The sequence below is a fragment of the Pseudoblastomonas marina genome, assembly GCF_034374265.1.
GTDB classification, from domain to species: Bacteria; Pseudomonadota; Alphaproteobacteria; order Sphingomonadales; family Sphingomonadaceae; genus Alteriqipengyuania_A; species Alteriqipengyuania_A marina.
In genome coordinates this window covers 2710241-2731978 of sequence record NZ_CP139718.1, presented here as the reverse complement: position 1 = coordinate 2731978, position 21738 = coordinate 2710241, and the positions used below count along the sequence as shown (strand labels likewise).

Genomic DNA, 21738 nt, shown 5'->3' with positions numbered 1-21738 from the left:
TGCCATCCCGCGGGAATAGCGCGACACTTGCGAGTAGGAAAACGCCCGCCATGCGCCTATCGTCGCGCGCATGACACGCACCGCCCCCCGCTTCGCCGCGCTCGCCGCCCCTCTCGCCCTCGTTGGCTGCACCACGCTGCCGGGCACCGATCCGCTGCCGCTATCGCAGGAACGGTTCTGGGACGCGCTCTCGAGCCATTGCGGGAATGCATACGAAGGCGAACTCGCCAGCACCGACGAGCGCGATGCCGACTGGGCCGACAAGCGCATGATCGCGCACTGGGCCGAATGTTCGGACACGCGCATCGCGATCGCCTTCCATATCGAGGAGGACGGCATCGCCGACGGCTTCGACCGCAGCCGCACCTGGATCGTCACCCGCACCGCCGACGGCCTGCGATTGAAGCACGATCACCGCCACGAGGACGGCAGCGAGGACGCGGTCACCCAGTATGGCGGCGACACGCTGTCGGCCGGCACCGCGCGGGTGCAGGACTTCCCGGTCGACGCATACTCGATCGCGCTGTTCGAACGCGAAGGCCTCAGCGCCTCGCTCACCAATGTCTGGCGGATCGAGGTCGATCCGGCCGGCACGCGCGGCGCGCGCTTCGCCTACCAGCTCACCCGCCGCAACGATCCCACCCGCCTGTTCCGCGCCGAGTTCGACGCCAGCGAACCGGTCGCGCCCCCGCCGGCCGCCTGGGGCTGGTGAGCCCCGCGCGCCTCCGTTCTCAGTCGAGTTCGCTCATGCAGCCGAGGAATTTGTTGGCGCGCTTGTAATAGAGGTCGAGCTCCTCGCCATAGAAGTGCAGCGCGCGGCGGAAATCGCGCACCTCGTCGTCATAGGCTTCCAGCTGCCGCCGCGTGCAGCTGCCCCCGATCGCGCAGCTCGGCTTGCGCGGTTTCTCCAGCTTGAACATCGGCGCGTGCGGTTGCTTGCACTTGCCCGGAGCGCCCTTGGCGACGGGCGCGGGACCCGGCGCGGCGAGCAAAAGGCCCGCCAGCGCGATCGGCAGGATTCGTATCCAACGCATGTCATTCCCCCATGACGATGCGACCCTGAACCCCTTGGACATAGCGCAAGATCGGGCGCCGCGACAGCAGGAAGAGAACGCCTGCCGCTCCGCAGCGGCGGGGATTGCAACCGCTTGCTAACCACTCGCGGGGTAGGTTTGCGCAATGGGCACGATCCATCGCTTCGACCCCGGCAGGCGCAGGCGAGCGCCCACGCGCCACGCCGCCGCGACGGGCTGGCGCGAAGCCGCGCGCGGGCTCGGCCCGATCCTGGTCGCGCTGCCGCTGGCGGCGTTCACCGCGGTCTGGTTCCTCGGCGGGTTTCCGCCCGCCGACGCCGCGAGCCCCGAGGCCAGCGGGGCGGACACCGTCCGCAAGCATTTCGCCCGCTGCGCCGGCCCGGTGCGCATCACCTGCGTGGTCGATGGCGACACGATCTGGCTCAACGGCGACAAGATCCGCATCGCCGATATCGACACCCCCGAAATCAGCCAGCCCCGCTGCGCGCGCGAGGAGCGGCTCGGCCAGCAGGCGACCGAGCGGCTGATCGTGCTGCTCAACGCGGCCCCGTTCGAACTGCGCCCCAACCCCGACGGCCGCGACGCGGACCGCTACGGCCGCAAGCTGCGCGTGCTGGCGCGTGGCGGCGAGAGCATCGGCGGGATGCTCGTGGCCGAAGGGCTGGCGCACCGATGGGGCGGGGGCAAGCGGAGTTGGTGCGGCTGAAGTCCCGAGATGCGTAAACGAGGGCGGCGCGACCTCAATTCACGATGGTGAAGCCGGGCACGGGCCGTGCTTCGGAACCGCTGTGATACATGTCCATGATGATCGTGACCGGTTCGGCGCCGGGGCAGGTCACGTCGTAGAAATCGACGATATGTCCATCGCCCCGTGCCGATCCGCTGCCGCGCCGTTCATAGGCGGGGGCGGAGCCGTCGGCGCAGCGCAGCCGGTCGAGATAGGCCCGCTCCCCTTTCGGCCCCTGGACGCGGACCGGGTTGGTTTCGCTGCCCAACGTTTCCGCCGAACCGTAACTGCCCGTCGTCGCACACCCGGCCAGCATCGTCGCCAGCGCCGTCATCGCCATGATTCTCATCGTTCTCTCCCCTCGCGGGCAGATTAGCGACCGCGACACCCGGCACAAGGCCGATGCCGCCAAGTCGTCACCCCCCGCGATACGGCTCGCACGCCACCCCGTCGCCGTCGCGGTCTAGCGGGGCGCGATAGCCCGGTTCTCCCCGATAGATCGGTGCGGCCCCGGCGGCGCGGGCGGCGGCGCAATTGCGGTAATAGGCGGAGCCGCGCGAAGCGCCGACGAGATTCATACCGCGAGGTTAGTTGGAAATGGTTATTGAACCTCAAATCCCACGAAGGGTTAGCTCACTCGACTTTGGCGAGACGCCCGAGAAGCGACAACCTTCAGGTTCGCCCAATAGGATCGTTAAGTCCGAACTCGCCCTGCCTGTTATCAGGCTGCGCTGGTTTAGGCGCTCTTCTTACTGCTGGTTGAGTGAGATGAAGCCGCCATGCTTGCCGCAGGGAAGCGATCCTCCTCCGGAACTCACGATCATTCATGGCGTCAGCTGCTGAAAGTTCAACCAATGTACACTGACGCTCGCCATCAGAATTTGCCTCTGTGTCGATGAGCCAGAATCGTGCTTCGTCAAAATAGTCTTCGTAGACTTCGGCAAGGACACGATTCATGAATGAGATATCTAAGGCCCACGGAACCGGATTCTTTCGCGCCTGCAGAAAAATCAAGTTCGGAACACCGTCCACAACCGCTACGGCTTCTGGTCGAATTCCTACCGCGAAGTCCTTGTCAATGGTGTAGGATACACGCTTGATTTTATAGAATGTCCGTCCGCGAAACTCTTTTCGTGACGCAACAAGAGCGGCGACGTCCAAGTTGCATTTACGAGCTATGTCGAACTTGATCGCTTTAATACCAGCCGTAGCCACCCGGTACGAAAGCTCACCAGACAAAAGTGACGCTGCAATTGCCTTGACCTTGGAATAACTGAATGGCCCGGCCTCTCCAAAGTAGGTCCGCACGCGAGATGCTGTCTCGGCTGTCCGCGGTGCGGTCATTCGAGCTGCGTCCATAACGTTCACCAACTTCGGCAAATTCCGTCTCCTAGTGTAGCGTGAATATCGAGCCTAATCGCTTGAAATGGTCAGAAATCAGCGCATCGGGAATTTTCATTCCTGGGTAAATCACTTCGTCTGCCTGTTTCCAAACGTACTCCCACGGACCGTCCTCAGTATGACTTTCTTCGACAAGCTGACCAGCTGAGTACCGTTCGTACTTTTCGAAGATAGCTCGTATTACAGCTTTGTGATCTTCTTTGATCTGATAAGGCTGCAAGACCATATTACCTGTGAGCGGATCTATTCTCTTAGCCCTTGTCCTCTTAATCGCTTTACTTCCAAAGCCCTTGAACTGGTCATAAATAACCCGTTGAACGGGGCCATATTGCCAAGCTTCAAACTTGTTCTTTATCAGCGGCTCATCATAGATTGAATGAAACCACCCATGTGTAAAATAAAGCAACTTTTGCAGTGAAAGGTTAGAAATCTCGCTTTGACGCTCTTCGGCGAGATCAAGAATAAAATTGGCCACATCCCGAACATCGTACATGGGAGCTACCCGGGTGCACGATTGAAAGCGGATCGAATCGGTTTGTTCCACATCTGTTCCATACCGGCACTCTAGGTCCAGCGCAAGCCTTACTCCGCCGCGACCCCCGTACTCTCGCTCGCACCATCCTCGAACAGCCCCGGGCCGTCGTCGGCGGTTTCTTCCTCGTTGGCGGCCTTGGCGCCCTGGCGCTTGTCGAAGCTCGACCAGACGTCCTGCCAGTTCCCCTTGGTCGCGCCCTTCGAATATTCGGTAGCGCGGGTTTCGAAGAAGTTGGCGTGCTCGACACCGTTGAGCAGCGGGGCGAGCCAGGGGAGCGGGTGGTCCTCGACCATGTAGATACTCGGCAGGCCGAGCTGGCCGAGGCGCCAGTCCGCGATGTAGCGGATGTATTTCTTGATTTCCTTGGCCGTCATGCCGGGGACGGGGCCGTCCTCGAAGGCGAGGTCGATGAACGCGTCCTCGAGCCGCACCGTCTTCTGGCACATGTCGAGGATGTCTTCCTTGACCGACTTGGTCAGGCAGTCGCGCTCCTTGCAGAAGGCGTGGAACAGGCGGGTGATGCCTTCGCAATGGAGGCTCTCGTCGCGCACCGACCAGCTGACGATCTGGCCCATGCCCTTCATCTTGTTGAAGCGCGGGAAGTTCATCAGCATGGCGAAGCTGGCGAACAGCTGGAGGCCTTCGGTGAAGCCACCGAACATCGCCAGCGTGCGGGCGATATCCTCGTCATTGTCGACGCCGAATTCCTGCAGGTAGTCGTGCTTGTCCTTCATTTCCTCGTATTCGAGGAACATGCCGTATTCGCTCTCGGGCATGCCGATCGTGTCGAGCAGGTGCGAATAGGCCGCGATATGCACCGTCTCCATGTTGGAGAAGGCGGCGAGCATCATCTTGATCTCGGTCGGCTTGAACACGCGGCCGTATTTCTCGTGGTAGCAATCCTGCACCTCGACATCGGCCTGGGTGAAGAAGCGGAAGATCTGCGTGAGCAGGTTGCGCTCATGCGCGGAAAGCTTCTGCGCCCAGTCGCGGCAGTCCTCGCCGAGCGGCACTTCCTCGGGCATCCAGTGGATCTGCTGCTGGCGTTTCCAGAAGTCGTAAGCCCACGGATATTCGAACGGCTTGTAGGTCTTGCGGGCTTCGAGCAGCGACATGTTGTGATCCCCTTGCGTGTCAGACCTCCAGATATAGTGATTCGGCGCCGGTAATGAAACGGGCGATTTGGGGTTGCCAACAGGGCTGTCCACGGCTGCAGCACGGTTCGTCGCATGGTTAATCCCGCACGGCGAAAGCGCCGGAACGCGCCCCCTCGCGCGCGGTTGGGTGGGCACAGGGATGCGCAGATCCCAACCCGATGGAGAAAGACCAATGTCCGAACTCGAACCCACCGACAGCCGCGTCGTCCATGGCAATGCCGAGCCGAAGAAGGGCGACGAACGCTTCGCCGAGAAGCCGACCCAGGCCGAGCAGTTCGACCGTGCCCACGAGCGGCTCGACGACGATGCCATTCGCAATCCCGAACAGGCGCCGAGCAAACAGGATGACCACGTTGGCGAGGACGGCCTCCAGCAGGAGCAGTCACGCGACAACGACGCGCGGTTCGAAGCCTCCGACCTCGATCGCGGCGCGGCGCAGTACCAGTCCGAACCGCTGATCCAGCAGCAGCACCAGTCCGACGACTGGTCCGAGCACAACGATCGCGGCGAAACGCAGCTGCGCCAGCCGCAGCAGCAAGCCAAGCAATCGCCCGCCGATCCGTCGCCCCGCAAGGACGGCGAGTTCGAGACCGGCCAGGCCGATTACGGCAGCGCGCAGGCGAAGGCGGAAGAGGCATCGGACGATTTGTCGTCCGAGGACGCGCAGGTCCGCCAGCAACTGGTCGACGATGCGGCCGAGGGCGACCTCACCGACGACGATCTCGACGATGCCGCGCCCGAACAGGCGCAGCTCGACCGCGAAGGCCGCGACATCAACGACTGACCTGGGCTTCCCCCGCCGCGGTATGTGGACGCCGCGGCCATCGAGCGCCCCCTTCCTTCGCGGGAGGGGGCGTTTTCGTGTCCGTGTCCCGTGGCTCCGGCCTGACAGAAAACGACCCGTGCACGAGCGTCGACGAGCCGAGGAACGTCCGCCCCCGTTCAGCCGTTATTTAGACAAACTCCTCAACGGAAAGGATTTTATCATGCTCGAACGGTTTCGCATCAAGGAACATATGGAAGTCACCGACTGCAAGGGACAGCATCTCGGCACCGTCGACGAAGTCGACGATGGCAAGATCAAGCTGACCAAGTCGGACAGCAAGGACGACATGCATCACTTCCTGTCGATGGACGACGTGGAGAAGGTCGACGACAACCGCGTCTACATGAAGGAAGGGACGCGCCTCCCCGAAGGACTCGGGACCAAGGCCGTCGAAAGCGCCTGACCAAGCCTAAGCGTTTCTGCCGCTCCGCGAGGAGCGGGAGCAACAGGAGCCCGGCTCTCGCTGACGCGAGGCCGGGTTTCGTATGTCCGGGGCCCCTGGTCGGGGCGAACCGTTCAGAACGGCCAGTCGAAAATGCCCGGCCAGATGTGGCTCGCGATCTCGGCGCTGCGCAGGCCGAGCCAGATCGACAGCGCGAGCAGCACCACCCCGAAGCCGTAGCCGAAGAAGGGGCGCCGGCGCCCCGCGCCCAGCCCGATCGCATAGGCGAGGAACAAGGTAAGCGCGCAGCCGGTCGCGTAGAAGATCAGCCAGAGCATGGCGGCGGCTCAGGCCCCCGAACGCTGGAGCACGAGCAGCACGGCGGAAAAGGTCATCAGCGCGCCACCCAGCAGGAAGTACCGCCCCGCGCGGTCCCTGCGCTCGGGAATGCGCCGGATCCGCGCGCCGTGCGCGACCAACCCGAGCGCGAGCAGGCCGACGATGGCGATGGCGATGACGAGATACATGGTCGCGGGGCCTCCCGCCTGCAAATGTAGGAGCGGGGCGCCCGTGCGCAAGCGCGCTCAGTCACGCGGGGTGACGTTGCGCCGCGCGAGCATCGCCTTGCGCAGCTTGCGCTCGAGCCAGGTGACCGTGAGGAACGGAAAGCTCGCCAGCCACGCGATGTAGAACCAGCCGCGCGGCCCCGCCTCGAGCGAGCAGCGCAGGATTTCGGCCAGTTCCGCCCCGCGCCCGTAATAGCGCTCGTTATCGCATTGCGTGTCGATCGCGATCAGCGCGTCGAACTGGTTCACGCCGAACAGCCACACCGCCGCGGCGATTACGATGAAAATGACGGCGCCCCAACCGATCCGGATGGTCGGCGGGGCGCTGTCGTCTGGTCGAGCAGGGTCGCTCATCGTCGGGGCAGGATCACTGGCAAGCGAGGCATTCCTCGTAATCGGTCTGCCCGCCGGCACCGGCCTGCAGTTCGAACTTGGTCGCGTCCTTGGTATTGTCGGCTTCCACGCCGCCGGCGAAGCCCGCGCGCTGCACGCTCTTCGAGCGGAGGTAGTAGAGCGACTTGATGCCCTTCTCCCATGCCTGGAAGTGCAGCTGCATCAGGTCCCATTTTTCGACGTCGGCCGGGATGAACAGGTTCAGCGACTGCGCCTGGTCGATATAGGGCGCGCGATCGGCCGCGAATTCGAGCAGCCAGCGCTGGTCGATCTCGAAGCTGGTCTTGTAGGCGTCCTTCTCCTCCTGGCTGAGGAAGTCGAGATGCTGGACCGAGCCTTCGTGCTGGAGGATCGAGTTCCAGACGTTGTTGGTGTCCTTGCTCTTCTTCTTGAGCAGTTTCTCGAGATACGGGTTCTTGACCACGAAGCTGCCCGAGAGCGTCTTGTGGGTGTAGATGTTGGCCGGGATCGGCTCGATGCAGGCGCTGGTGCCGCCGCAGATGATCGAGATCGACGCGGTCGGCGCGATCGCCATCTTGCAGCTGAAGCGCTCCATCGCGCCCATTTCTTCCGCGTCGGGGCACGGCCCGCGTTCCTTGGCGAGCATCATGCTGGCTTCGTTCGCCTTGGCGCTGATGTGCTGGAACATCTTCATGTTCATCGCCTTGGCCATCGCGCTTTCGAAACCGATGCCTTTGGACTGGAGATAGGAGTGGAAGCCCATCACGCCCATGCCGACGCTGCGCTCGCGCTCCGCAGAATACTTGGCGCGGTGCATCTCGTCGGGCGCGCGGTCGATATAGTCCTGCAGGACGTTGTCGAGCATGCGCATCACGTCCTCGATGAACTGCTTGTCGCCGTTCCACTCGTCCCATTTTTCCAGGTTGAGCGAGGACAGGCAGCAGACCGCGGTGCGATCGTTGCCGAGATGGTCGATCCCGGTCGGCAGGGTAATTTCCGAGCACAGGTTCGAGGTCGAGACCTTGAGCCCCAGATCGCGGTGATGCTTGGGCATCATGCGGTTCACCGTGTCCGAGAACACGATGTAGGGCTCGCCCGTAGCGAGGCGGGTTTCGACCAGCTTCTGGAACAGCGAACGCGCATCGACGGTCGCGCGGACTTCGCCGGTCTTGGGCGACTTGAGCTCGAACTCGGAGCCCGCGCGGACGGCTTCCATGAACTCGTCGGTCAGCAACACGCCGTGGTGCAGGTTCAGCGCCTTGCGGTTGAAGTCGCCCGCCGGTTTGCGGATCTCGAGGAATTCCTCGATTTCCGGGTGCGAGACGTCGAGGTAGCAGGCCGCCGAGCCGCGCCGCAGCGAGCCCTGCGAGATCGCCAGCGTGAGCGAATCCATCACCCGCACGAACGGCACGATGCCGGAAGTCTTGCCGTTGAGGCCGACCGGCTCGCCGATGCCGCGGACATTGCCCCAGTAGGTGCCGATGCCGCCGCCCTTGGAGGCGAGCCAGACGTTCTCGTTCCAGGTGCCGACGATGCCTTCGAGGCTGTCCTCGACCGAGTTGAGATAGCACGAGATCGGCAGGCCGCGCCCGGTGCCGCCGTTCGACAGGACCGGCGTGGCGGGCATGAACCACAGGTTCGAGATGTAGTCGTAGAGCCTCTGCGCGTGCTCCTGGTCGTCGGCATAGGCATCGGCCACGCGCGCGAACAGGTCCTGGTAGCTCTCATCGGGCAGCAGGTAGCGATCGGTCAGCGTTTCCTTGCCGAATTCGGTCAGGTTCTCGTCGCGCGCGGGATCGGTGACGATGTTGAAGCGGCGCGCATTGACGCGCTTGGAATCGTTGCGATCGTCGGCCGCGGCCTTGGCCACTTCGGCCATCGCGTCGGTGGCGGCGAGGAGCGCGGCCTCTTCGGGCGCGGCTTCCTTGGTAGCGGTCACGGGCGTTTCCTTTGCTTTGGCGGCATCCTTGGCCTTCGCCTTGGGCGCGGCCTTTTCGACGGTGGGTGCGTCGTCGGTCATATTGTCCAGCTCGTCCATCGTCGGCTCGTCCCCGTTCCTGAATTCCATTTCGTGCCCGCTCCCTGTTCCGGCGGGCCTTGCCGCACCGCCTGTTCGACCGTCCTGTTCGAGTCGTCGGGCAGGCATGCAGCCTACCATTCCCAACCCCCGGAGACCCGCGAAACTTATCCGCAACTTGTCCCCAGCCGGCGCTTGCGAAGAGCATCCCGAAGGCCCGAATCCGCCCGCACACCGCCGAAACGCTGCCGATCCATGGATCAAGGTCTTGAGGGCTCCTCCCCGAAGAGCCACTATCCATAGTGCATATCGCGGGAATCGGGCGCAAGCGTTAAATCGCCGTTTACCCTTGCCGAGCCACCGTCAGGCGAGGTGTATTGCCTCGCTGCAACGCAGCGACGCGCCGGAATTGCTTGGCTGGCGCGCGGCGCAACCCCAAAAATCAATCTGTGAAGAAAAATATGGTGATTGAATCTTTCGAATCCAGCTTTGAATCATCATGAAGGGGGTGCGCAATTTTCATGCGGGGGAATCGCGATGGCGAACGAAGTGGGGGCCGCAGATCTGACCGGACGGGCGGCGCGTTTCGCAATCCGCCACAAGCGCGCGCTGACGATCGGCGGGGCGATCTGGTTCTGGGCGAGCATGGCTGTCTATGCCCGGTTGGTGTCGCTTCCCGACCTTCCGGACTGGGCACGGCAGGGCTTCTTCTGGACCGGAGTCGCCTACAACGCGATCTGGTGGGGCTTCGTCCAGCCGCGGATCGCCGGGCATGTGAAGACGATCGAGCAGAAGGGGAACACCTAAGACATGCTGAACATCATCGGAGCCATCATCGGCGGGCTGATCATCGGCGCCCTGGCGCGCTGGTTCTATCCCGGCGCGGTCGACATGACCCTGCTCGAAACGATCCTGCTCGGCATCGGCGGATCGCTGCTCGCCGGTTTGCTGACCCATCGCGGGGCGGCAGGCTTCCACCGTGCCGGCTGCCTAGCCAGCGTGCTCGGCGCGATGGCGTTGATCCTCGCGGGAAGCCTGCTGCTGAACTGACCGTCCGCGCGGTGCCAGATCAGACGCTGACCCGGCGCCCCTTGTTCTCGTAAAGCGCGCGATCGGCATGCGCCATCGCCTTGTCGAGCGCAGCGCGTCCGGGGCCCGAAAGCTCGGCAAAACCGGCACTGAAGGCGACCGGCTCGCCATCGAGCAGGGCCGGCGGGCGACGCAGCACCGCGGCATGGACACGCGTGACGACGGCTTCGGCCGCCTCGCGATCGAGCCCGTCGAAGAAGATCACGAATTCGTCGCCGCCCCAGCGCGCGGCGATATCGGTTTCGCGGATGCCGTCGCGGATCTTGTTCGCGATCGTCTTGAGCAGCCTGTCGCCTTCTCCATGGCCAAGCCGGTCGTTGACCTGCTTGAAGCGATCGCCGTCGAGCAGGGCAAGCGTGCCCCTGTCACCACGCCGCATGCTGGCCTGCAACGATTCGAGGAACCCGCGGCGATTGGCGAGGCCGGTGAGCGTGTCGGTCGACGCGACCCCCTTGAGGAGATCGATCCGCTGGTTGGCGGATTGGGCCGCTCCGGCCGTCGCACGCAGCAGGTCTCCGGCGAGGTCCTCCCCGCCGTCGGGGCACTCGTCGACCGGTTCGCCAGCCTGCAGTTGCGCGAGCCGCGCCATCGCCAGTTCGATCGGCGCGAGCAGGCCCGCCAGCCCGATCACCGCAACGATCGTGCCCACCAGCGTGGCGATCAGCAACGCGGCAAAGGTCGACCATTCCCACTCGCCCCGCAGCCCCTGGACGACGAGGAACGTGATCAGCGGGACGTGGACCGAACCGAAACAGATCGCGAAGACACGCAGGCGATAGCTGCGCGGAAACAGAAAACGGGTTGCATTGTAGATCCGCAATGGGGTTCCCTCTCACCGCCACAATCCTTGCGGTCTGTCATGCAATAGGTCCTGTTAAGAAAGGTTCCCCACACGCATAAGTCGATATTAACCAAGGTCGATCCTGCGTCTCGACCTAGGTCGCCCTGGCATGCTCCGCGATATCGTCGGCGATCTCGTCGATCAGTTCGAGCGGGAAGTCGTGGCCCATGCCCGGATAGGTCTTGAGCCGCGCGCCGGGAATACAGGCGGCGGTCGCGTGCCCGCCTTCGCAGCGCACCAGTGGGTCGTCCTCGCCATGAAGCACGAGCGTCGGCGCGGTGACCTTCGCCAACTCCTCAGTCCGGTCGCCATCGGCCATGATCGCGGCGAGCTGGCGCGGCATGCCCGGCGGATAGAAGCTGCGTTCGAAATCGCCCGTCGCCTGCTCGAGATAACGCCGTTCGGGCTGCGGGAAGCCGCGCCCCTCGATCGTGCGCAGGATCTTCACGCCATGCGCGACCACCGTGTCCTTGTCCGAAGACTTGGGCCGCTGGGTGAGCACCTGCATCGCTTCTTTCTTCGCCGGCGGGACCTTGCTCGATCCGGTGGTCGACATGATCGAGGTGAGCGAGAGCACCCGGTCCGGATGTTCGAGCGCGACGCGCTGCGCGATCATCCCGCCCATCGACGCGCCGACCGCATGCGCCCGGTCGATCCCCAGCGCATCGAGCAGCCCGACCGCGTCGGCCGCCATGTCCGAGAGCGTGTATGGCGCCTTGATCCTGAGCCCCAGCTTGTTCCAGATCACCATCTTGAGGATGCCCGGGGCCTTCGCGCCGTCCATCTTCTGCGACAGGCCGATATCGCGATTGTCGAAGCGGATGACGCGGAAGCCGCGCGCGACCAGCGCATCGATCAGTTCGTCGGGCCAAAGCGTCATCTGCGCGCCGAGCCCGTGGATCAACAGGATCGGCGGCGCGTCCTTCGCGCCGTTCTCGTCATATTCGAGCTTGATCCCGTTGGCTTCGATCTGCGGCATGCATTCCCCCTCGGCGCGGCGCGTCAAAATCTGGGCGAGCTTGTCCCAGCGCGCCCGGCTTCGCAAGCCCCGGCGATAAGGACCGCCGCCCACCCCGTATCCGGGAGGGCGGCGGTCACCTTGGGCGGACGCGATCGACTCAGCCGATCGCGATCACCGTGCCCGTTTCGGCAGTCGCGAGACGCGCGCTTTCCATCGCGGCCAGTTCGGCGGCGAAGGCATCGCGCTCACGCTCGTTGGCGGCGAAGATGATATTCGCCTGGAAGCGCACGCCGTCGGCGGACGCCAGCGGGACGCTGTCGAGATCGCGCAGCTGGCTCACCGCCCAGCGCGCGATCCGTTGCGACGCGACACCGGCCGAATTGTGGACGGTCTCGAGCCCGGTCGGCCGGCCGTCCTCGTCGAGCGTGAAGCTGACCTGGACGATGCCGGACAGCGGACGGCCGAAGGGATCGCGATCCGACTGCAGCAGCCGGTCGAGTTCCTTGGTCCGGTCGTTCTGCCACTGCTGCAGCGCCGATTGCGACACGACGAGGACACCGTCCTGCGCGAGCGCGGGTGCCGCCACCGGCAGGGTGCAGGCGAGGGCGATGAAGGCGAGGGGAAGTTTGAAGGTCTTGGTCATTGGATCATCCTCTTATTGTGTGGATGACCGGCCATTCCGGACCAGCAGGCCGAGCACAGTCCCTAATTACTCGTGCGTGGCTTCGATGGTCGATCCGGACACGACGGCGCCTGGGGGAAAGGAGCACCGCCGCGTCCGATTACAGGCGTAAGCGACGCGCAAGAATGCTTCAATTGCGATCCTGCAAACGTTCGAAAATTTCGGACGAATGTCGATCGCAGTCGACGGACGGCTTGCCTCAGGGCACCAGCACCGTGTCGACCGGGACCTCGTCGGTTTCGAGGTAGTCGAGCGTGTAGTGCAGCCCGCGGCTTTCATGCCGCTTCAGCGCACTGCGCACGATCAAATCGGCGGCCTGGAGCAGGTTGCGCAATTCGACGAGATCGGTGGTGACGCGGAACGAGCCGTAATAGTCCTCGACCTCGGCCTTCAACAACTGGATGCGGTTGGCGGCGCGTTCCAGCCTTTTGGTGGTGCGCACGATCCCGACATAGTTCCACATGAAGCGGCGGATCTCGGTCCAGTTCTGCTTGATCACGACCTCCTCGTCGGAATCGGTCACCCGGCTCTCGTCCCATTCGCGGATCGCGGGCGGATCGGGCAGTTCGTCCCAGCGCTGGCAGATGTCCTTCGCCGCGGCCTCGCCGAAGACGAAGCATTCGAGCAGCGAGTTGGAAGCGAGGCGGTTGGCACCGTGGAGCCCGCTCTCGGTCACCTCGCCCGCCGCCCACAGGCCGGGCAGGTCGGTGCGCCCGGCAAGGTCGATCACCACCCCGCCGCAGGTATAGTGCTGCGCCGGCACCACCGGGATCGGCTGCGTGGTCATGTCGATCCCCAGCCCGATCAGCTTGTCGTAGATCGTCGGGAAATGCTCGCGCACGAATTCGGGCGGCTTGTGGCTGATGTCGAGATGGACGAAATCGAGCCCGAAGCGCTTGATCTCGGCATCGATCGCGCGAGCGACGATATCGCGCGGGGCGAGCTCCAGTCGCTCGTCGTAATATTCCATGAAGCGCTTGCCGGTGCGCGGGTTGATCAGGTGCCCGCCCTCGCCGCGCACGGCCTCGGTGATAAGGAAGTTCTTGACCTCGAGGTTGTAGAGGCAAGTCGGGTGGAACTGCATCATCTCCATGTTTGAGACGCGCGCACCGGCACGCCAGCCCATCGCGATCCCGTCTCCGGTGGCACCACGCGGCGCCGTGCTGAACTGGTAGACCCGCCCCGCGCCCCCGGCGGCGAGCACGGTGGCCTTGGCGACATGCGCCTCGACCCGGCCGCTTTCCTCGTCGAGCGCGTAGACGCCCCAGACATGGCCCGATCCAGAGTAAGGCTCGGCATGGCGCCCGGTGATGAAGTCGATGCAGGAGCGGCCCGGCAGCAGGGTGATGTTGGGATTGGCGTTGGCGGCGTTGAGCAGGGCCTCCTGCACCGCCCAGCCGGTCGCGTCGTTCACATGGACGATGCGGCGGTGCGAATGGCCGCCCTCGCGGGTGAGATGGAGGTCGCCGCTTTCGCGGTTGAACGGGACGCCGAGCTCGCACAGCCGGTCGATCGCCTTGGGCGCGCCCTCGATCACGAACTCGACCGTCTCGCGATCGTTGAGACCCGCGCCCGCGATCATCGTGTCGCGGATATGGTTCTCGAACGTGTCGCCGGCATCGAGCACCGCCGCGATCCCGCCCTGCGCCCAGGCGGTCGATCCGCCGGTGAGCGAGCCCTTGGCGAGGACCAGCACCTTGCGGCTCTGCCCGAGCTCGAGCGCCGCGGTGAGTCCCGCCGCCCCCGAACCGATGATGATGACGTCGTACTTTTCCTGTCGCGCATTCATAATTCGCTTGAACACGCCCGCCCCCCGGTGTGCAAGCGGATTGAAGGAGTTGGCGAGTGGATGCCGAGAAACGCAAGCAGTTGGAAGCAAAGCGCGTCGCGCTGCACGAGCGGCTCGAGCGCCAGGTCGAGGGCACGATCATCCCGCGTCTGATCGAACGCGGCGTGCCGCACGAACCTCGTTTCGACGGAATCTGGACCCCAGACTATATCCGCGTGGCGGGCAACGGGCTGTGGTGGCCCGACAGCACCGGGCGGGTCGAAGATGAATGGTGCGGCACGACCGACCGCGAGGACCCCGACGGATCGAAGCAACGCGTGCTTCGCCAGCGGGTAATCGCGCGGATGATCGCACGCGCGACCGGACCGGAAACGGAAATCCGCTTCAGCTACGACGCGGGTTTCGAAACCAACCTGTCCATCAAGGCGCGCGACGCCATCGCAAATCTCGACGTGCTGCTCGATTTCGGCTGGACGATCTGGATCACCTCGCGCGCCGAGAACTGGCTGATCGAGCTCTCGCGCGATGGTGTCGCGCGGCTGGCGATGGAACCGTGCCCATAGGCGATCGGGGATGGCCCCGCTTGGCGAAAATCCGATTGCGGCTGGCAGCCGATTCGCATCACATTTCTATAAAACAGCAATAATCACGCGACATTAAATTGCGGAATTTCGCTAGGGCGCGAAATTTTTTCCGCAGATTTTGAATATGTTGCGCTGCAGCATGCCAGGATTTGGGGCAATTTTCCCCCAGGCACCGATTCCCGTGCTATCATGGTGTATCGCCTTAATTAACGGCGCATTCTCCTTATTCGGGTCAGGAGGCGGCGTCGCTTTGGCTAAGCGGGGTAAGCCATGATTATTCAGCGTGTCCGATGCCTTCTGGATCGCCATACTCCGGTGCGAAACCGGGTGCATTCGGAGGGCCGCCGCCTGACCGGCACCTGCGCCGCTTGCGGCGCGCCGATCTGGCGCAGGATGCACGGCGAATGGCGCAAGATTCTGGAACAGCAGGACCAGTCCGAACCGGTCTGAGCGACCGGCGGTCGTCCTGATCGGCTTCAGGCGCTTTCGGTCAGCTGGACGAACACGTCCTCGAGATCTGCCTCGCGCGTGGTCACGTCCTCGATCGCGTAGCCGTGCTGCTGGATTAGCGCGAGCACCTGTCCCGCGGTCGCCCTGTCGCGATCATAGGTCACCTCGAGCACGCGGTCGCCCACCGCCTCGCTCTTGGTGAAGACCTCTTCCATCGGCGGGCCGGCGAGGTCCTTGTCGACCGAGACGCGGACGATCTTCTCGCGCGCCATGTCGATCAGCTCGCGGGTCGGCTTGTTGGCGATCAGTTCGCCGTGGTTAATGATCGCGATCCGGTCGCACAATTGCTCGGCTTCCTCGAGATAGTGCGTGGTCAGCACCACCGTGACGCCCTGTTCGTTGAGCCCGGTGACCAGTTCCCATAGTTGGCGGCGAAGCTCGACATCGACGCCCGCAGTGGGCTCGTCCAGCACGAGGATCGGCGGCGAATGCACCATCGCCTTGCCGATCAGCAGGCGGCGCTTCATCCCGCCCGACAGCGTGCGCGCGTAGGCATCGCGCTTGTCGGCGAGGCGGAGCTGTTCGAGGATTTCCATCGAGCGGCGCTTCTCGGGCGGCACGCCGTAGAGCCCGGCCTGTATCTCGAGCACCTCGAACGGGGTGAAGAAAGGATCGAACACGATCTCCTGCGGGACGATCCCGATGCTCGCCTTCGCATTGCGGCGATGCTCATCGATATCGAAACCCCAGATCTCGGCGCTGCCCGATGTCTTCGACACCAGCCCGGCGAGGATGTTGATCAGGGTCGACTTGCCTGCACCATTGGGGCCGAGCAGCCCGAACACGCCGCCCTGCGGCACGTCGAAACTCACGCCCTTGAGCGCTTCCTTGGGCGGCGCATTGCCGCTGGCCGGATAGGTCTTGGCGAGATCGCGGATCGAGATGGCGGCATTGTCGGTCACGGATGCGCCCATGCCCGATGCAGGCGGGGGCGCGCAACACCAATAGGACTTTTCCGCCGCGCGCGCCGTTGCTAGAGCGCCTCCATGAGCCAGGTACCCGACGCCCCCGCCCGCAGCGATCTCGTCCCCGAAACCGTGCTGGTCGACACCCGCAGCGTGTGGTGCGACGGGTCGGACCATATTCGCGCGCCCAAGGGTGTTAAGCCGGTCGCGCTGGGCCATCCGCGAGTCTACATGCAGATCGACGAGCGCGGCTTCGTCGATTGCGGTTATTGCGACCGCCGCTTCGTGCTCGAAGGAACGCCTGCCGCGCGCGGACTGTCCGAAGCCGGCGCGGGAGACCTGCCGCCGCCCTCCGACGCCACCGTCGCCTGAGGAAAGGCGGACTCAGCGACGGTTCAGGATATTCGTGCTAGCTTGCGCGTTGTTCCAGTGAACAGTCGGAGAGAACCCATGCGCCGCATCATTTCCACGCTCGCCCCCGTCGCCGCCCTCGGGCTGTTGGCTGCACCTGCCGTCGCGCAGGACGACGAGGATATGACCCGCGGCGAGAAGCAGCTCGCGCGCATGCTCGACGGTCGTGAAGCCGGCGAGGCCGAGCGCTGCGTCCGCACCTTCCCGAGCGCCCGCATCACCATCGTCGATGGCGAAGGTATCATCGTGCGCACCGGCAACCGGGTCTATTTCAACCGCACGACCAATCCCGAAGCGCTCGACGACGACGATATCCTCGTGATCCGTCGCTATTCGGGCGATACGCGCCTGTGCGAGCGCGAAACGCTCGAAACCTATTCGCGCACGGGGATGTTCTTCACCGGGATCGTCTCGCTCGAAGAATTCGTGCCCTACGAACGCGCCGACAAGGACGACGCCTGATCGCGACAGCTGCGCCGCGATGACGAGCTTGGCCCAGTGACCGTCACGCCGTGACCAACGCCCTCAGGCCCTGGGCGGCGCAGCTCCTTTATTTCTGGTTCCACGAACTGACCCCGCGCGACTGGTATCGCGGCGGCAAGGCGGTCGATACGTTGATCGAGGCCCGCTTCGCCCGCTATTGGCATGCACTGCACCAGCAACCGGTCGAGAGCTTCCTCGGTTCGCCGCGCGATGCGCTCGGTGCGGTGCTGCTGTTCGACCAGGTGCCGCGCAACCTGTTCCGCGACGATCCGCGCGCATTCGCCAGCGACGGTCTGGCGCAGGCGATTACCCTGCGCGCGATCGCGCGCGGATGGGACATGCCGCTCACCCGCGATCAGCGCCAGTTCCTCTACATGCCGCTGATGCACGCCGAGGACATCCTCCTCCAGCGGCTGAGCCTCGCCAAATTCACCAAGCTGGGTTCGTCGCAGGGGTACGCCCGCAGCCATCACCGCATGATCGCGCGCTTCGGGCGCTTTCCGCATCGCAACGAGGTGCTCGGGCGCCGCTCGACCGCGGCCGAGAAGCGCGCGGTCGCCGCAGGCTTCAGCTGGTAGCGCCCGCGCGGCGGGAATTTACGAACCACAGCGCCACAACGACCGCCAACGCTCCGCCGAGCACATTGGCCGAAAGCTCGGCCGCGTAGATCGCGTCCTCCCCCCAAGCCGCGCGCAACAGCCACGCGACCGGGATCATGAACAGCGCGACGCGGACGATCGACTGGCCCAGCGCCCAGCCTGCATGGTCGATCGCATTGAGCGCGCCGTTCCCGACGATGAACATGCCGAAGCCGGCATAGCCCCAAGCGGCGATCGAGACGTAGCGCTCGAAACTGTCCTTCACCGCGGCGTCGTCCGTGAACAATGCGGCGAGCTCGGTGCGGAAAACCACGATCAGCCCCGCTACGGCAATTCCCCAAGCCAGCGAGAAGGCGAAACTCTGCAGCAGCGCCGAGCGCGCGCGTTCGATCCGGTTCGCACCCCAGTTCTGCCCGACGATCGCCCCGATCGAGCTCGACAGGCCGAGCAGCGGCACGACCGCGAAGGACTGCAGCCTCCCCGCCGCGCCGAACCCCGCGACTGCATCCTGCCCGGCGCTCGCGAGCAGCGCGGTGAGGATCGATAGCCCTACCGGGTTGATCGAATTGGCGAAGGCCGAAGGGATGGCCACGCGGCCAAGCGCCCTGCTGTCGCGCTTCACGATGCAATGCCTGATGGCAGAAGGAGCGAAGCGGATATCGGTCGTCTGCAGCAGCGCGAAGCCGACCGTCCCCGAGATCACCCAGCTCGCAAGAGTGGCATAGGCGGCCCCGGCGATCCCGAACCCTTCGAAACCGAACGCGCCGGTGATCAGGATCGGATCGAGGATCCAGTTGGTCACCGCCATGGTGATCAGGATCGCCATCGAGCGCTTGGCCGCACCCTGCGCCCGCAAGGCGCCGTTCAATCCCATCATGAAGGGCAGCGCGAAGAAACCCAGCGCATAGGGGGCCATGTAGGCGTCGATCAGCGGCAGCAGGTCGGCCTCCGCCTGCAACAGTTCGAACAGCGGTTGCCGCAGCAGGTAGAGCGTGATCGCCAGCACCACCCCCACACCGCCCGCAAGCAGGAATCCGAGATTGGCGAGCCCGCGCGCATGGTCGTCATCGCCCCGGCCCAATGCGCGGCTCACCACCGAGGCGATCCCCGCCATCACGCCCACGCCGAGGCTGGAAAGTGCCTGCGTGACCGGGAAGATGAAGGCGACCGCCGCCAGCTGCGCCGCGCCGAGCTGGCCGATGAAATAGGCGTCGACGATCCCGATCGACATGATTGCCGCGATCCCGACGATCATCGGCGCGGTTTGCGACACGAGATGGCCGCGGATCGAACCGCGTGTCAGTCTGGCATTGGACGGGCCGCCCTCATCGTCGGACGGTGCGGCGGGATTGCTGGCGGCCATGGCGGAAGCCTTAGCAGCCGCTCAGGCGCTGCCTAGCCCTGTCCCGCTTCGCTTGCGCCCGTCTCGCACAGCGACTGCGCGACGCAGTTTGAACAATCCATGGTGCGCGGGCGGCACCAGGTCTGGCCGACCTTCTTCATCAGCAGGTGGTGTTCGTCGTAATCCGCCGCCGACCATTCGGGCGGCATCGCGGGCATGATCGCTTCGTAGGCGCGCGCGGTGTCCGCCCTGGCCGGGACCAGCCCCATGCGCTGGAGGATGCGGCGGTGATGGCTGTCGAGCACCAGCACAGGCCGGTCGAGCGTCGAGGCGTTCATCACCCCGGCGGCGATCTTGCGCCCGATGCCGGGGAGCCGTTCGAGCCACGCCATCGCCTCACCCGTATCCATTGCCTCGAGATGCGACAGGTCGACCGAACCGCGCCGCGCGATCAGGTCGGTGAGGCACGCCTTCAATCGCTCGCCCGCCATATTGGGATAGGTCTGCGTCGCCAGCTCGGCCTGAAGCTCTTCGAGCGGCGCTTCGGCGACCTTCTCCCAGCTGCCATAGCGCGTGAGCAACCGATCGGTCGCCGCATTGGAAATCTCGGACTTGGTCCGCGCCCCGATCACGCCCTGCACCAGCACCCATTCGGGCGCGCGCCACGCCGCAGCCGCGCGTTCGATCCGCCCGAAGCGCTGGACCAGCAGCGGCTGCAGCCGGCGCAGGATTTCGGTGCGCGGATCGGGACCTAGCGGTAGCTCCAAATCACTCCCACTCGATCGTCCCCGGCGGTTTCGACGTGTAGTCGTAGACCACGCGGTTGATGCCCTGGACCTCGTTGACGATGCGCGTCGCGACATTGGTGAGGAAGCCTGCGTCGAAGGGATAGACGTCGGCCGTCATGCCGTCGGTGCTGGTGACGGCGCGCAGGCCGCAGACGCTGTCGTAGGTGCGGCCGTCGCCCATCACGCCGACGGTCTTGACCGGCAGCAGCACCGCGAAGGCCTGCCAGATCGCGTCGTAGAGGCCGGCATTGCGGATTTCCTCGAGATAGATCGCGTCGGCCTTGCGCAGGATGTCGCAACGCTCCTTGGTGACCTCGCCCGGAATGCGAATTGCGAGGCCGGGGCCGGGGAAGGGATGGCGGCCGACGAAGATGTCGGGCAGGCCGAGTTCGCGGCCGAGCTCGCGGACCTCGTCCTTGAACAGTTCGCGCAAGGGCTCGACCAGCTGCATGTTCATCCGCTCGGGCAGGCCGCCGACATTGTGGTGCGACTTGATCGTGACGCTCGGCCCGCCGGTGAAAGAGACGCTCTCGATCACGTCGGGATAGAGCGTGCCCTGCGCGAGGAAATCCGCGCCGCCGATCTTCTTCGCCTCTTCCTCGAACACGTCGATGAAGGTTTTGCCGATGAACTTGCGCTTCTTTTCGGGATCGGTCTCGCCCGCGAGCCCAGCCATGAAGCGTTCCTCGGCGTCGACCACCACCAGCGGGATGTTGTAGTGATCGCGGAACATCGTCTCGACCTGTTCGCGTTCGTTCAGCCGCAGCAGGCCGTGATCGACGAATACGCAGGTGAGCTGTTCGCCGATCGCCTCGTGGATCAGGATCGCGGCGACCGAGCTATCGACCCCGCCCGACAGGCCGCAGATCACCTTGCCGTCGCCGACCTGGTCGCGGATTTCGCGGATCTTGGTCTCGCGATATTCGGCCATCGTCCAGTCGCCCGCGAGGCCGCAGACCTTGTGCGCGAAATTGGCGATCAGCTTCGCGCCGTCGGGGGTGTGGACGACTTCGGGATGGAACTGCGTGCCGTAGAACCGGCGCTTCTCGTCGGCGATGACCGCGAAGGGCGCGCCGTCGGATACCGCAACGATCTCGAACCCTTCGGCGAAGCGGGTGACCTTGTCGCCATGGCTCATCCAGACCTGGTGGCGCTCGCCCTCTTCCCACAGCCCGTCGAACAGCGCGCAGCTTTTCGTGACGGTGAGGAAAGCACGACCGAACTCGCCGCCTTCGCCGGTCTCGTGGCCGGGCCGCACTTCGCCGCCGAGCTGGTGCGTCATGACCTGCTGGCCGTAACAGATGCCGAGGATCGGCAGGCCGGCTTCGAACAGCATCTCGGGCGCGCGCGGCGAACCTTCCTCGGGCACCCCGGCGGGAGAACCCGACAGGATGATGCCCTTGGGCTTGAGACGATGGAACGCCTCCTCCGCCTGGCTGAAGGGCGCGATCTCGGAATAGACCCCGGCCTCGCGCACGCGGCGCGCGATCAGCTGGGTCACCTGGCTGCCGAAATCGACGATGAGGATGGAATCGGGGAGATGGTCTGGCTGCATGGGCCCCGTTAAAGCGCCCTACGCGGTCCTGTCCAGCCGCGCGCGACGCGAGCCCGAGCATTCGCGTCAAATGTTGCATTTTGCGCAACCCATAGCGCAGTTATTGCGCTTGAGAGTTGCACCGAACTGAACCATTTGGCGGTCACTCCAAGCGGCCGTTCGGCAACCGTCCCCTCCCCCCTTCCCCCCAGGTACCGGAC

29 protein-coding genes are annotated in these 21738 nt (G+C 64.7%); 11 read left to right on the top strand and 18 right to left on the bottom strand.

Translation table 11 applies throughout. The features are described 5' to 3' along the window. Window positions 1-70 precede the first annotated feature (70 nt). The gene (locus T8S45_RS13605) at window positions 71-712 is read left to right on the top strand and encodes a hypothetical protein (protein ID WP_322294110.1); all 642 of its coding nucleotides are present in this window, start codon (window positions 71-73) and stop codon (window positions 710-712) included. A 19-nt stretch (window positions 713-731) separates the two neighbouring features. On the opposite strand, the gene T8S45_RS13600 is transcribed toward T8S45_RS13605, so the two are convergent. After that, window positions 732-1034 (bottom strand): hypothetical protein, encoded by a 303-nt coding sequence (locus T8S45_RS13600; protein WP_322294109.1) that lies wholly within the window; start codon window positions 1032-1034, stop codon window positions 732-734. A gap of 145 nt (window positions 1035-1179) precedes the next feature. Between T8S45_RS13600 and T8S45_RS13595 the strand changes: the two genes are divergently transcribed. Next, entirely contained in the window at window positions 1180-1740 is a 561-nt protein-coding gene (locus tag T8S45_RS13595) for a thermonuclease family protein (RefSeq protein ID WP_322294108.1), read from the top strand. A 34-nt stretch (window positions 1741-1774) separates the two neighbouring features. On the opposite strand, the gene T8S45_RS13590 is transcribed toward T8S45_RS13595, so the two are convergent. The 5 genes from T8S45_RS13590 to T8S45_RS13570 all read right to left on the bottom strand — a co-directional run bounded on the left by T8S45_RS13590 (window position 1775) and on the right by T8S45_RS13570 (window position 4812). Next, window positions 1775-2110 (bottom strand): hypothetical protein, encoded by a 336-nt coding sequence (locus T8S45_RS13590; RefSeq protein WP_322294107.1) that lies wholly within the window; start codon window positions 2108-2110, stop codon window positions 1775-1777. Between the two features lie 67 nt (window positions 2111-2177). Further along, entirely contained in the window at window positions 2178-2339 is a 162-nt protein-coding gene (locus T8S45_RS13585) for an excalibur calcium-binding domain-containing protein (protein WP_322294106.1), read from the bottom strand. A 94-nt stretch (window positions 2340-2433) separates the two neighbouring features. After that, window positions 2434-3105, bottom strand: coding sequence for a hypothetical protein (locus tag T8S45_RS13580; protein ID WP_322294105.1), 672 nt, complete (start codon window positions 3103-3105; stop codon window positions 2434-2436). 46 nt (window positions 3106-3151) lie between these two features. Further along, window positions 3152-3706, bottom strand: a complete 555-nt coding sequence (locus T8S45_RS13575; protein ID WP_322294104.1) for a Panacea domain-containing protein — start codon at window positions 3704-3706, stop codon at window positions 3152-3154. A 38-nt stretch (window positions 3707-3744) separates the two neighbouring features. Next, entirely contained in the window at window positions 3745-4812 is a 1068-nt protein-coding gene (locus tag T8S45_RS13570) for a ribonucleotide-diphosphate reductase subunit beta (RefSeq protein ID WP_322294103.1), read from the bottom strand. A gap of 214 nt (window positions 4813-5026) precedes the next feature. Here T8S45_RS13570 and T8S45_RS13565 point away from each other — a divergent pair, with 214 nt between their 5' ends. Beyond that, window positions 5027-5638, top strand: coding sequence for a hypothetical protein (locus T8S45_RS13565; protein WP_322294102.1), 612 nt, complete (start codon window positions 5027-5029; stop codon window positions 5636-5638). A gap of 202 nt (window positions 5639-5840) precedes the next feature. Further along, entirely contained in the window at window positions 5841-6083 is a 243-nt protein-coding gene (locus tag T8S45_RS13560) for a DUF2171 domain-containing protein (protein WP_188640968.1), read from the top strand. A 113-nt stretch (window positions 6084-6196) separates the two neighbouring features. Here the strand turns inward: T8S45_RS13560 and T8S45_RS13555 are convergent, their stop codons facing one another. Genes T8S45_RS13555 through T8S45_RS13540 form a run of 4 tightly spaced genes read right to left on the bottom strand, consistent with a single transcriptional unit; the run spans window position 6197 to window position 9050 of the window. Continuing rightward, window positions 6197-6400 (bottom strand): hypothetical protein, encoded by a 204-nt coding sequence (locus T8S45_RS13555; RefSeq protein WP_188640967.1) that lies wholly within the window; start codon window positions 6398-6400, stop codon window positions 6197-6199. 9 nt (window positions 6401-6409) lie between these two features. Continuing rightward, the gene (locus tag T8S45_RS13550; protein ID WP_188640966.1) at window positions 6410-6589 is read right to left on the bottom strand and encodes a hypothetical protein; all 180 of its coding nucleotides are present in this window, start codon (window positions 6587-6589) and stop codon (window positions 6410-6412) included. Between the two features lie 57 nt (window positions 6590-6646). Then, entirely contained in the window at window positions 6647-6982 is a 336-nt protein-coding gene (locus tag T8S45_RS13545) for a hypothetical protein (RefSeq protein ID WP_322294101.1), read from the bottom strand. Window positions 6983-6995: 13 nt separating this feature from the next. Continuing rightward, the gene (locus tag T8S45_RS13540; protein ID WP_373282451.1) at window positions 6996-9050 is read right to left on the bottom strand and encodes a ribonucleoside-diphosphate reductase subunit alpha; all 2055 of its coding nucleotides are present in this window, start codon (window positions 9048-9050) and stop codon (window positions 6996-6998) included. 486 nt (window positions 9051-9536) lie between these two features. Here T8S45_RS13540 and T8S45_RS13535 point away from each other — a divergent pair, with 486 nt between their 5' ends. Together T8S45_RS13535 and T8S45_RS13530 are read left to right on the top strand one after the other, a co-directional pair. Then, complete coding sequence (locus tag T8S45_RS13535) at window positions 9537-9806, top strand: hypothetical protein (RefSeq protein WP_188640964.1); 270 nt, start codon at window positions 9537-9539, stop codon at window positions 9804-9806. 3 nt (window positions 9807-9809) lie between these two features. After that, window positions 9810-10049 (top strand): GlsB/YeaQ/YmgE family stress response membrane protein, encoded by a 240-nt coding sequence (locus tag T8S45_RS13530; protein ID WP_188640963.1) that lies wholly within the window; start codon window positions 9810-9812, stop codon window positions 10047-10049. A gap of 19 nt (window positions 10050-10068) precedes the next feature. Here the strand turns inward: T8S45_RS13530 and T8S45_RS13525 are convergent, their stop codons facing one another. The 4 genes from T8S45_RS13525 to nadB all read right to left on the bottom strand — a co-directional run bounded on the left by T8S45_RS13525 (window position 10069) and on the right by nadB (window position 14361). Then, entirely contained in the window at window positions 10069-10908 is an 840-nt protein-coding gene (locus T8S45_RS13525; protein WP_322294100.1) for a GGDEF domain-containing protein, read from the bottom strand. Window positions 10909-11023: 115 nt separating this feature from the next. Then, window positions 11024-11908 (bottom strand): alpha/beta fold hydrolase, encoded by an 885-nt coding sequence (locus T8S45_RS13520; protein ID WP_188640961.1) that lies wholly within the window; start codon window positions 11906-11908, stop codon window positions 11024-11026. A gap of 139 nt (window positions 11909-12047) precedes the next feature. Further along, entirely contained in the window at window positions 12048-12533 is a 486-nt protein-coding gene (locus T8S45_RS13515) for a hypothetical protein (protein ID WP_188640960.1), read from the bottom strand. Window positions 12534-12771: 238 nt separating this feature from the next. Beyond that, entirely contained in the window at window positions 12772-14361 is a 1590-nt protein-coding gene (gene nadB / locus T8S45_RS13510) for an L-aspartate oxidase (RefSeq protein WP_322295241.1), read from the bottom strand. A gap of 56 nt (window positions 14362-14417) precedes the next feature. Here nadB and T8S45_RS13505 point away from each other — a divergent pair, with 56 nt between their 5' ends. Together T8S45_RS13505 and T8S45_RS13500 are read left to right on the top strand one after the other, a co-directional pair. Further along, on the top strand, window positions 14418-14924 hold the full coding sequence (locus T8S45_RS13505) for a hypothetical protein (RefSeq protein ID WP_322294099.1): 507 nt from the start codon (window positions 14418-14420) through the stop codon (window positions 14922-14924). Between the two features lie 336 nt (window positions 14925-15260). Beyond that, complete coding sequence (locus T8S45_RS13500) at window positions 15261-15395, top strand: hypothetical protein (RefSeq protein ID WP_322294098.1); 135 nt, start codon at window positions 15261-15263, stop codon at window positions 15393-15395. A 26-nt stretch (window positions 15396-15421) separates the two neighbouring features. Here T8S45_RS13500 and T8S45_RS13495 read toward each other — a convergent pair whose 3' ends face one another. Further along, window positions 15422-16369 carry an ABC transporter ATP-binding protein gene (locus tag T8S45_RS13495; RefSeq protein ID WP_188640957.1) on the bottom strand — a complete coding sequence of 316 codons (948 nt, stop codon included), beginning with the start codon at window positions 16367-16369 and terminating at the stop codon, window positions 15422-15424. A 72-nt stretch (window positions 16370-16441) separates the two neighbouring features. On the opposite strand from T8S45_RS13495, the gene T8S45_RS13490 reads away from it, so the two are divergent. From T8S45_RS13490 to T8S45_RS13480, 3 genes are all read left to right on the top strand, one after another. Continuing rightward, complete coding sequence (locus T8S45_RS13490; RefSeq protein WP_188640956.1) at window positions 16442-16732, top strand: zinc-finger domain-containing protein; 291 nt, start codon at window positions 16442-16444, stop codon at window positions 16730-16732. Window positions 16733-16810: 78 nt separating this feature from the next. After that, window positions 16811-17233 carry a hypothetical protein gene (locus T8S45_RS13485; RefSeq protein WP_229658029.1) on the top strand — a complete coding sequence of 141 codons (423 nt, stop codon included), beginning with the start codon at window positions 16811-16813 and terminating at the stop codon, window positions 17231-17233. 50 nt (window positions 17234-17283) lie between these two features. Further along, the gene (locus tag T8S45_RS13480; RefSeq protein ID WP_322294097.1) at window positions 17284-17832 is read left to right on the top strand and encodes a DUF924 family protein; all 549 of its coding nucleotides are present in this window, start codon (window positions 17284-17286) and stop codon (window positions 17830-17832) included. On the opposite strand, the gene T8S45_RS13475 is transcribed toward T8S45_RS13480, so the two are convergent. The 3 genes from T8S45_RS13475 to guaA are packed head-to-tail and all read right to left on the bottom strand — an operon-like array spanning window position 17822 to window position 21538. Continuing rightward, entirely contained in the window at window positions 17822-19216 is a 1395-nt protein-coding gene (locus tag T8S45_RS13475; RefSeq protein WP_322294096.1) for an MATE family efflux transporter, read from the bottom strand. The genes T8S45_RS13480 and T8S45_RS13475 overlap by 11 nt on opposite strands. A gap of 32 nt (window positions 19217-19248) precedes the next feature. After that, complete coding sequence (locus tag T8S45_RS13470; RefSeq protein ID WP_322294095.1) at window positions 19249-19962, bottom strand: endonuclease III domain-containing protein; 714 nt, start codon at window positions 19960-19962, stop codon at window positions 19249-19251. 1 nt (window position 19963) lies between these two features. Further along, a complete protein-coding gene (gene guaA, locus T8S45_RS13465) occupies window positions 19964-21538 on the bottom strand; it encodes a glutamine-hydrolyzing GMP synthase (RefSeq protein ID WP_322294094.1) in 1575 nt (524 codons plus the stop codon). Window positions 21539-21738: the final 200 nt, after the last annotated feature.

Excerpts from the sequence above, each read along its gene's own strand:
- T8S45_RS13605 (WP_322294110.1), top strand. The coding sequence starts at position 71 with ATGACACGCACCGCCCCCCGCTTCGCCGCGCTCGCCGCCCCTCTCGCC.
- T8S45_RS13600 (WP_322294109.1), bottom strand. The coding sequence starts at position 1,034 with ATGCGTTGGATACGAATCCTGCCGATCGCGCTGGCGGGCCTTTTGCTC.
- T8S45_RS13595 (WP_322294108.1), top strand. The coding sequence starts at position 1,180 with ATGGGCACGATCCATCGCTTCGACCCCGGCAGGCGCAGGCGAGCGCCC.
- T8S45_RS13590 (WP_322294107.1), bottom strand. The coding sequence starts at position 2,110 with ATGAGAATCATGGCGATGACGGCGCTGGCGACGATGCTGGCCGGGTGT.
- T8S45_RS13585 (WP_322294106.1), bottom strand. The coding sequence starts at position 2,339 with ATGAATCTCGTCGGCGCTTCGCGCGGCTCCGCCTATTACCGCAATTGC.
- T8S45_RS13580 (WP_322294105.1), bottom strand. The coding sequence starts at position 3,105 with ATGACCGCACCGCGGACAGCCGAGACAGCATCTCGCGTGCGGACCTAC.
- T8S45_RS13570 (WP_322294103.1), bottom strand. The coding sequence starts at position 4,812 with ATGTCGCTGCTCGAAGCCCGCAAGACCTACAAGCCGTTCGAATATCCG.
- T8S45_RS13565 (WP_322294102.1), top strand. The coding sequence starts at position 5,027 with ATGTCCGAACTCGAACCCACCGACAGCCGCGTCGTCCATGGCAATGCC.
- T8S45_RS13560 (WP_188640968.1), top strand. The coding sequence starts at position 5,841 with ATGCTCGAACGGTTTCGCATCAAGGAACATATGGAAGTCACCGACTGC.
- T8S45_RS13555 (WP_188640967.1), bottom strand. The coding sequence starts at position 6,400 with ATGCTCTGGCTGATCTTCTACGCGACCGGCTGCGCGCTTACCTTGTTC.
- T8S45_RS13550 (WP_188640966.1), bottom strand. The coding sequence starts at position 6,589 with ATGTATCTCGTCATCGCCATCGCCATCGTCGGCCTGCTCGCGCTCGGG.
- T8S45_RS13545 (WP_322294101.1), bottom strand. The coding sequence starts at position 6,982 with ATGAGCGACCCTGCTCGACCAGACGACAGCGCCCCGCCGACCATCCGG.
- T8S45_RS13540 (WP_373282451.1), bottom strand. The coding sequence starts at position 9,050 with ATGGAATTCAGGAACGGGGACGAGCCGACGATGGACGAGCTGGACAAT.
- T8S45_RS13535 (WP_188640964.1), top strand. The coding sequence starts at position 9,537 with ATGGCGAACGAAGTGGGGGCCGCAGATCTGACCGGACGGGCGGCGCGT.
- T8S45_RS13530 (WP_188640963.1), top strand. The coding sequence starts at position 9,810 with ATGCTGAACATCATCGGAGCCATCATCGGCGGGCTGATCATCGGCGCC.
- T8S45_RS13520 (WP_188640961.1), bottom strand. The coding sequence starts at position 11,908 with ATGCCGCAGATCGAAGCCAACGGGATCAAGCTCGAATATGACGAGAAC.
- T8S45_RS13515 (WP_188640960.1), bottom strand. The coding sequence starts at position 12,533 with ATGACCAAGACCTTCAAACTTCCCCTCGCCTTCATCGCCCTCGCCTGC.
- nadB (WP_322295241.1), bottom strand. The coding sequence starts at position 14,361 with ATGAATGCGCGACAGGAAAAGTACGACGTCATCATCATCGGTTCGGGG.
- T8S45_RS13495 (WP_188640957.1), bottom strand. The coding sequence starts at position 16,369 with ATGGGCGCATCCGTGACCGACAATGCCGCCATCTCGATCCGCGATCTC.
- T8S45_RS13490 (WP_188640956.1), top strand. The coding sequence starts at position 16,442 with ATGAGCCAGGTACCCGACGCCCCCGCCCGCAGCGATCTCGTCCCCGAA.
- T8S45_RS13485 (WP_229658029.1), top strand. The coding sequence starts at position 16,811 with ATGCGCCGCATCATTTCCACGCTCGCCCCCGTCGCCGCCCTCGGGCTG.
- T8S45_RS13475 (WP_322294096.1), bottom strand. The coding sequence starts at position 19,216 with ATGGCCGCCAGCAATCCCGCCGCACCGTCCGACGATGAGGGCGGCCCG.
- guaA (WP_322294094.1), bottom strand. The coding sequence starts at position 21,538 with ATGCAGCCAGACCATCTCCCCGATTCCATCCTCATCGTCGATTTCGGC.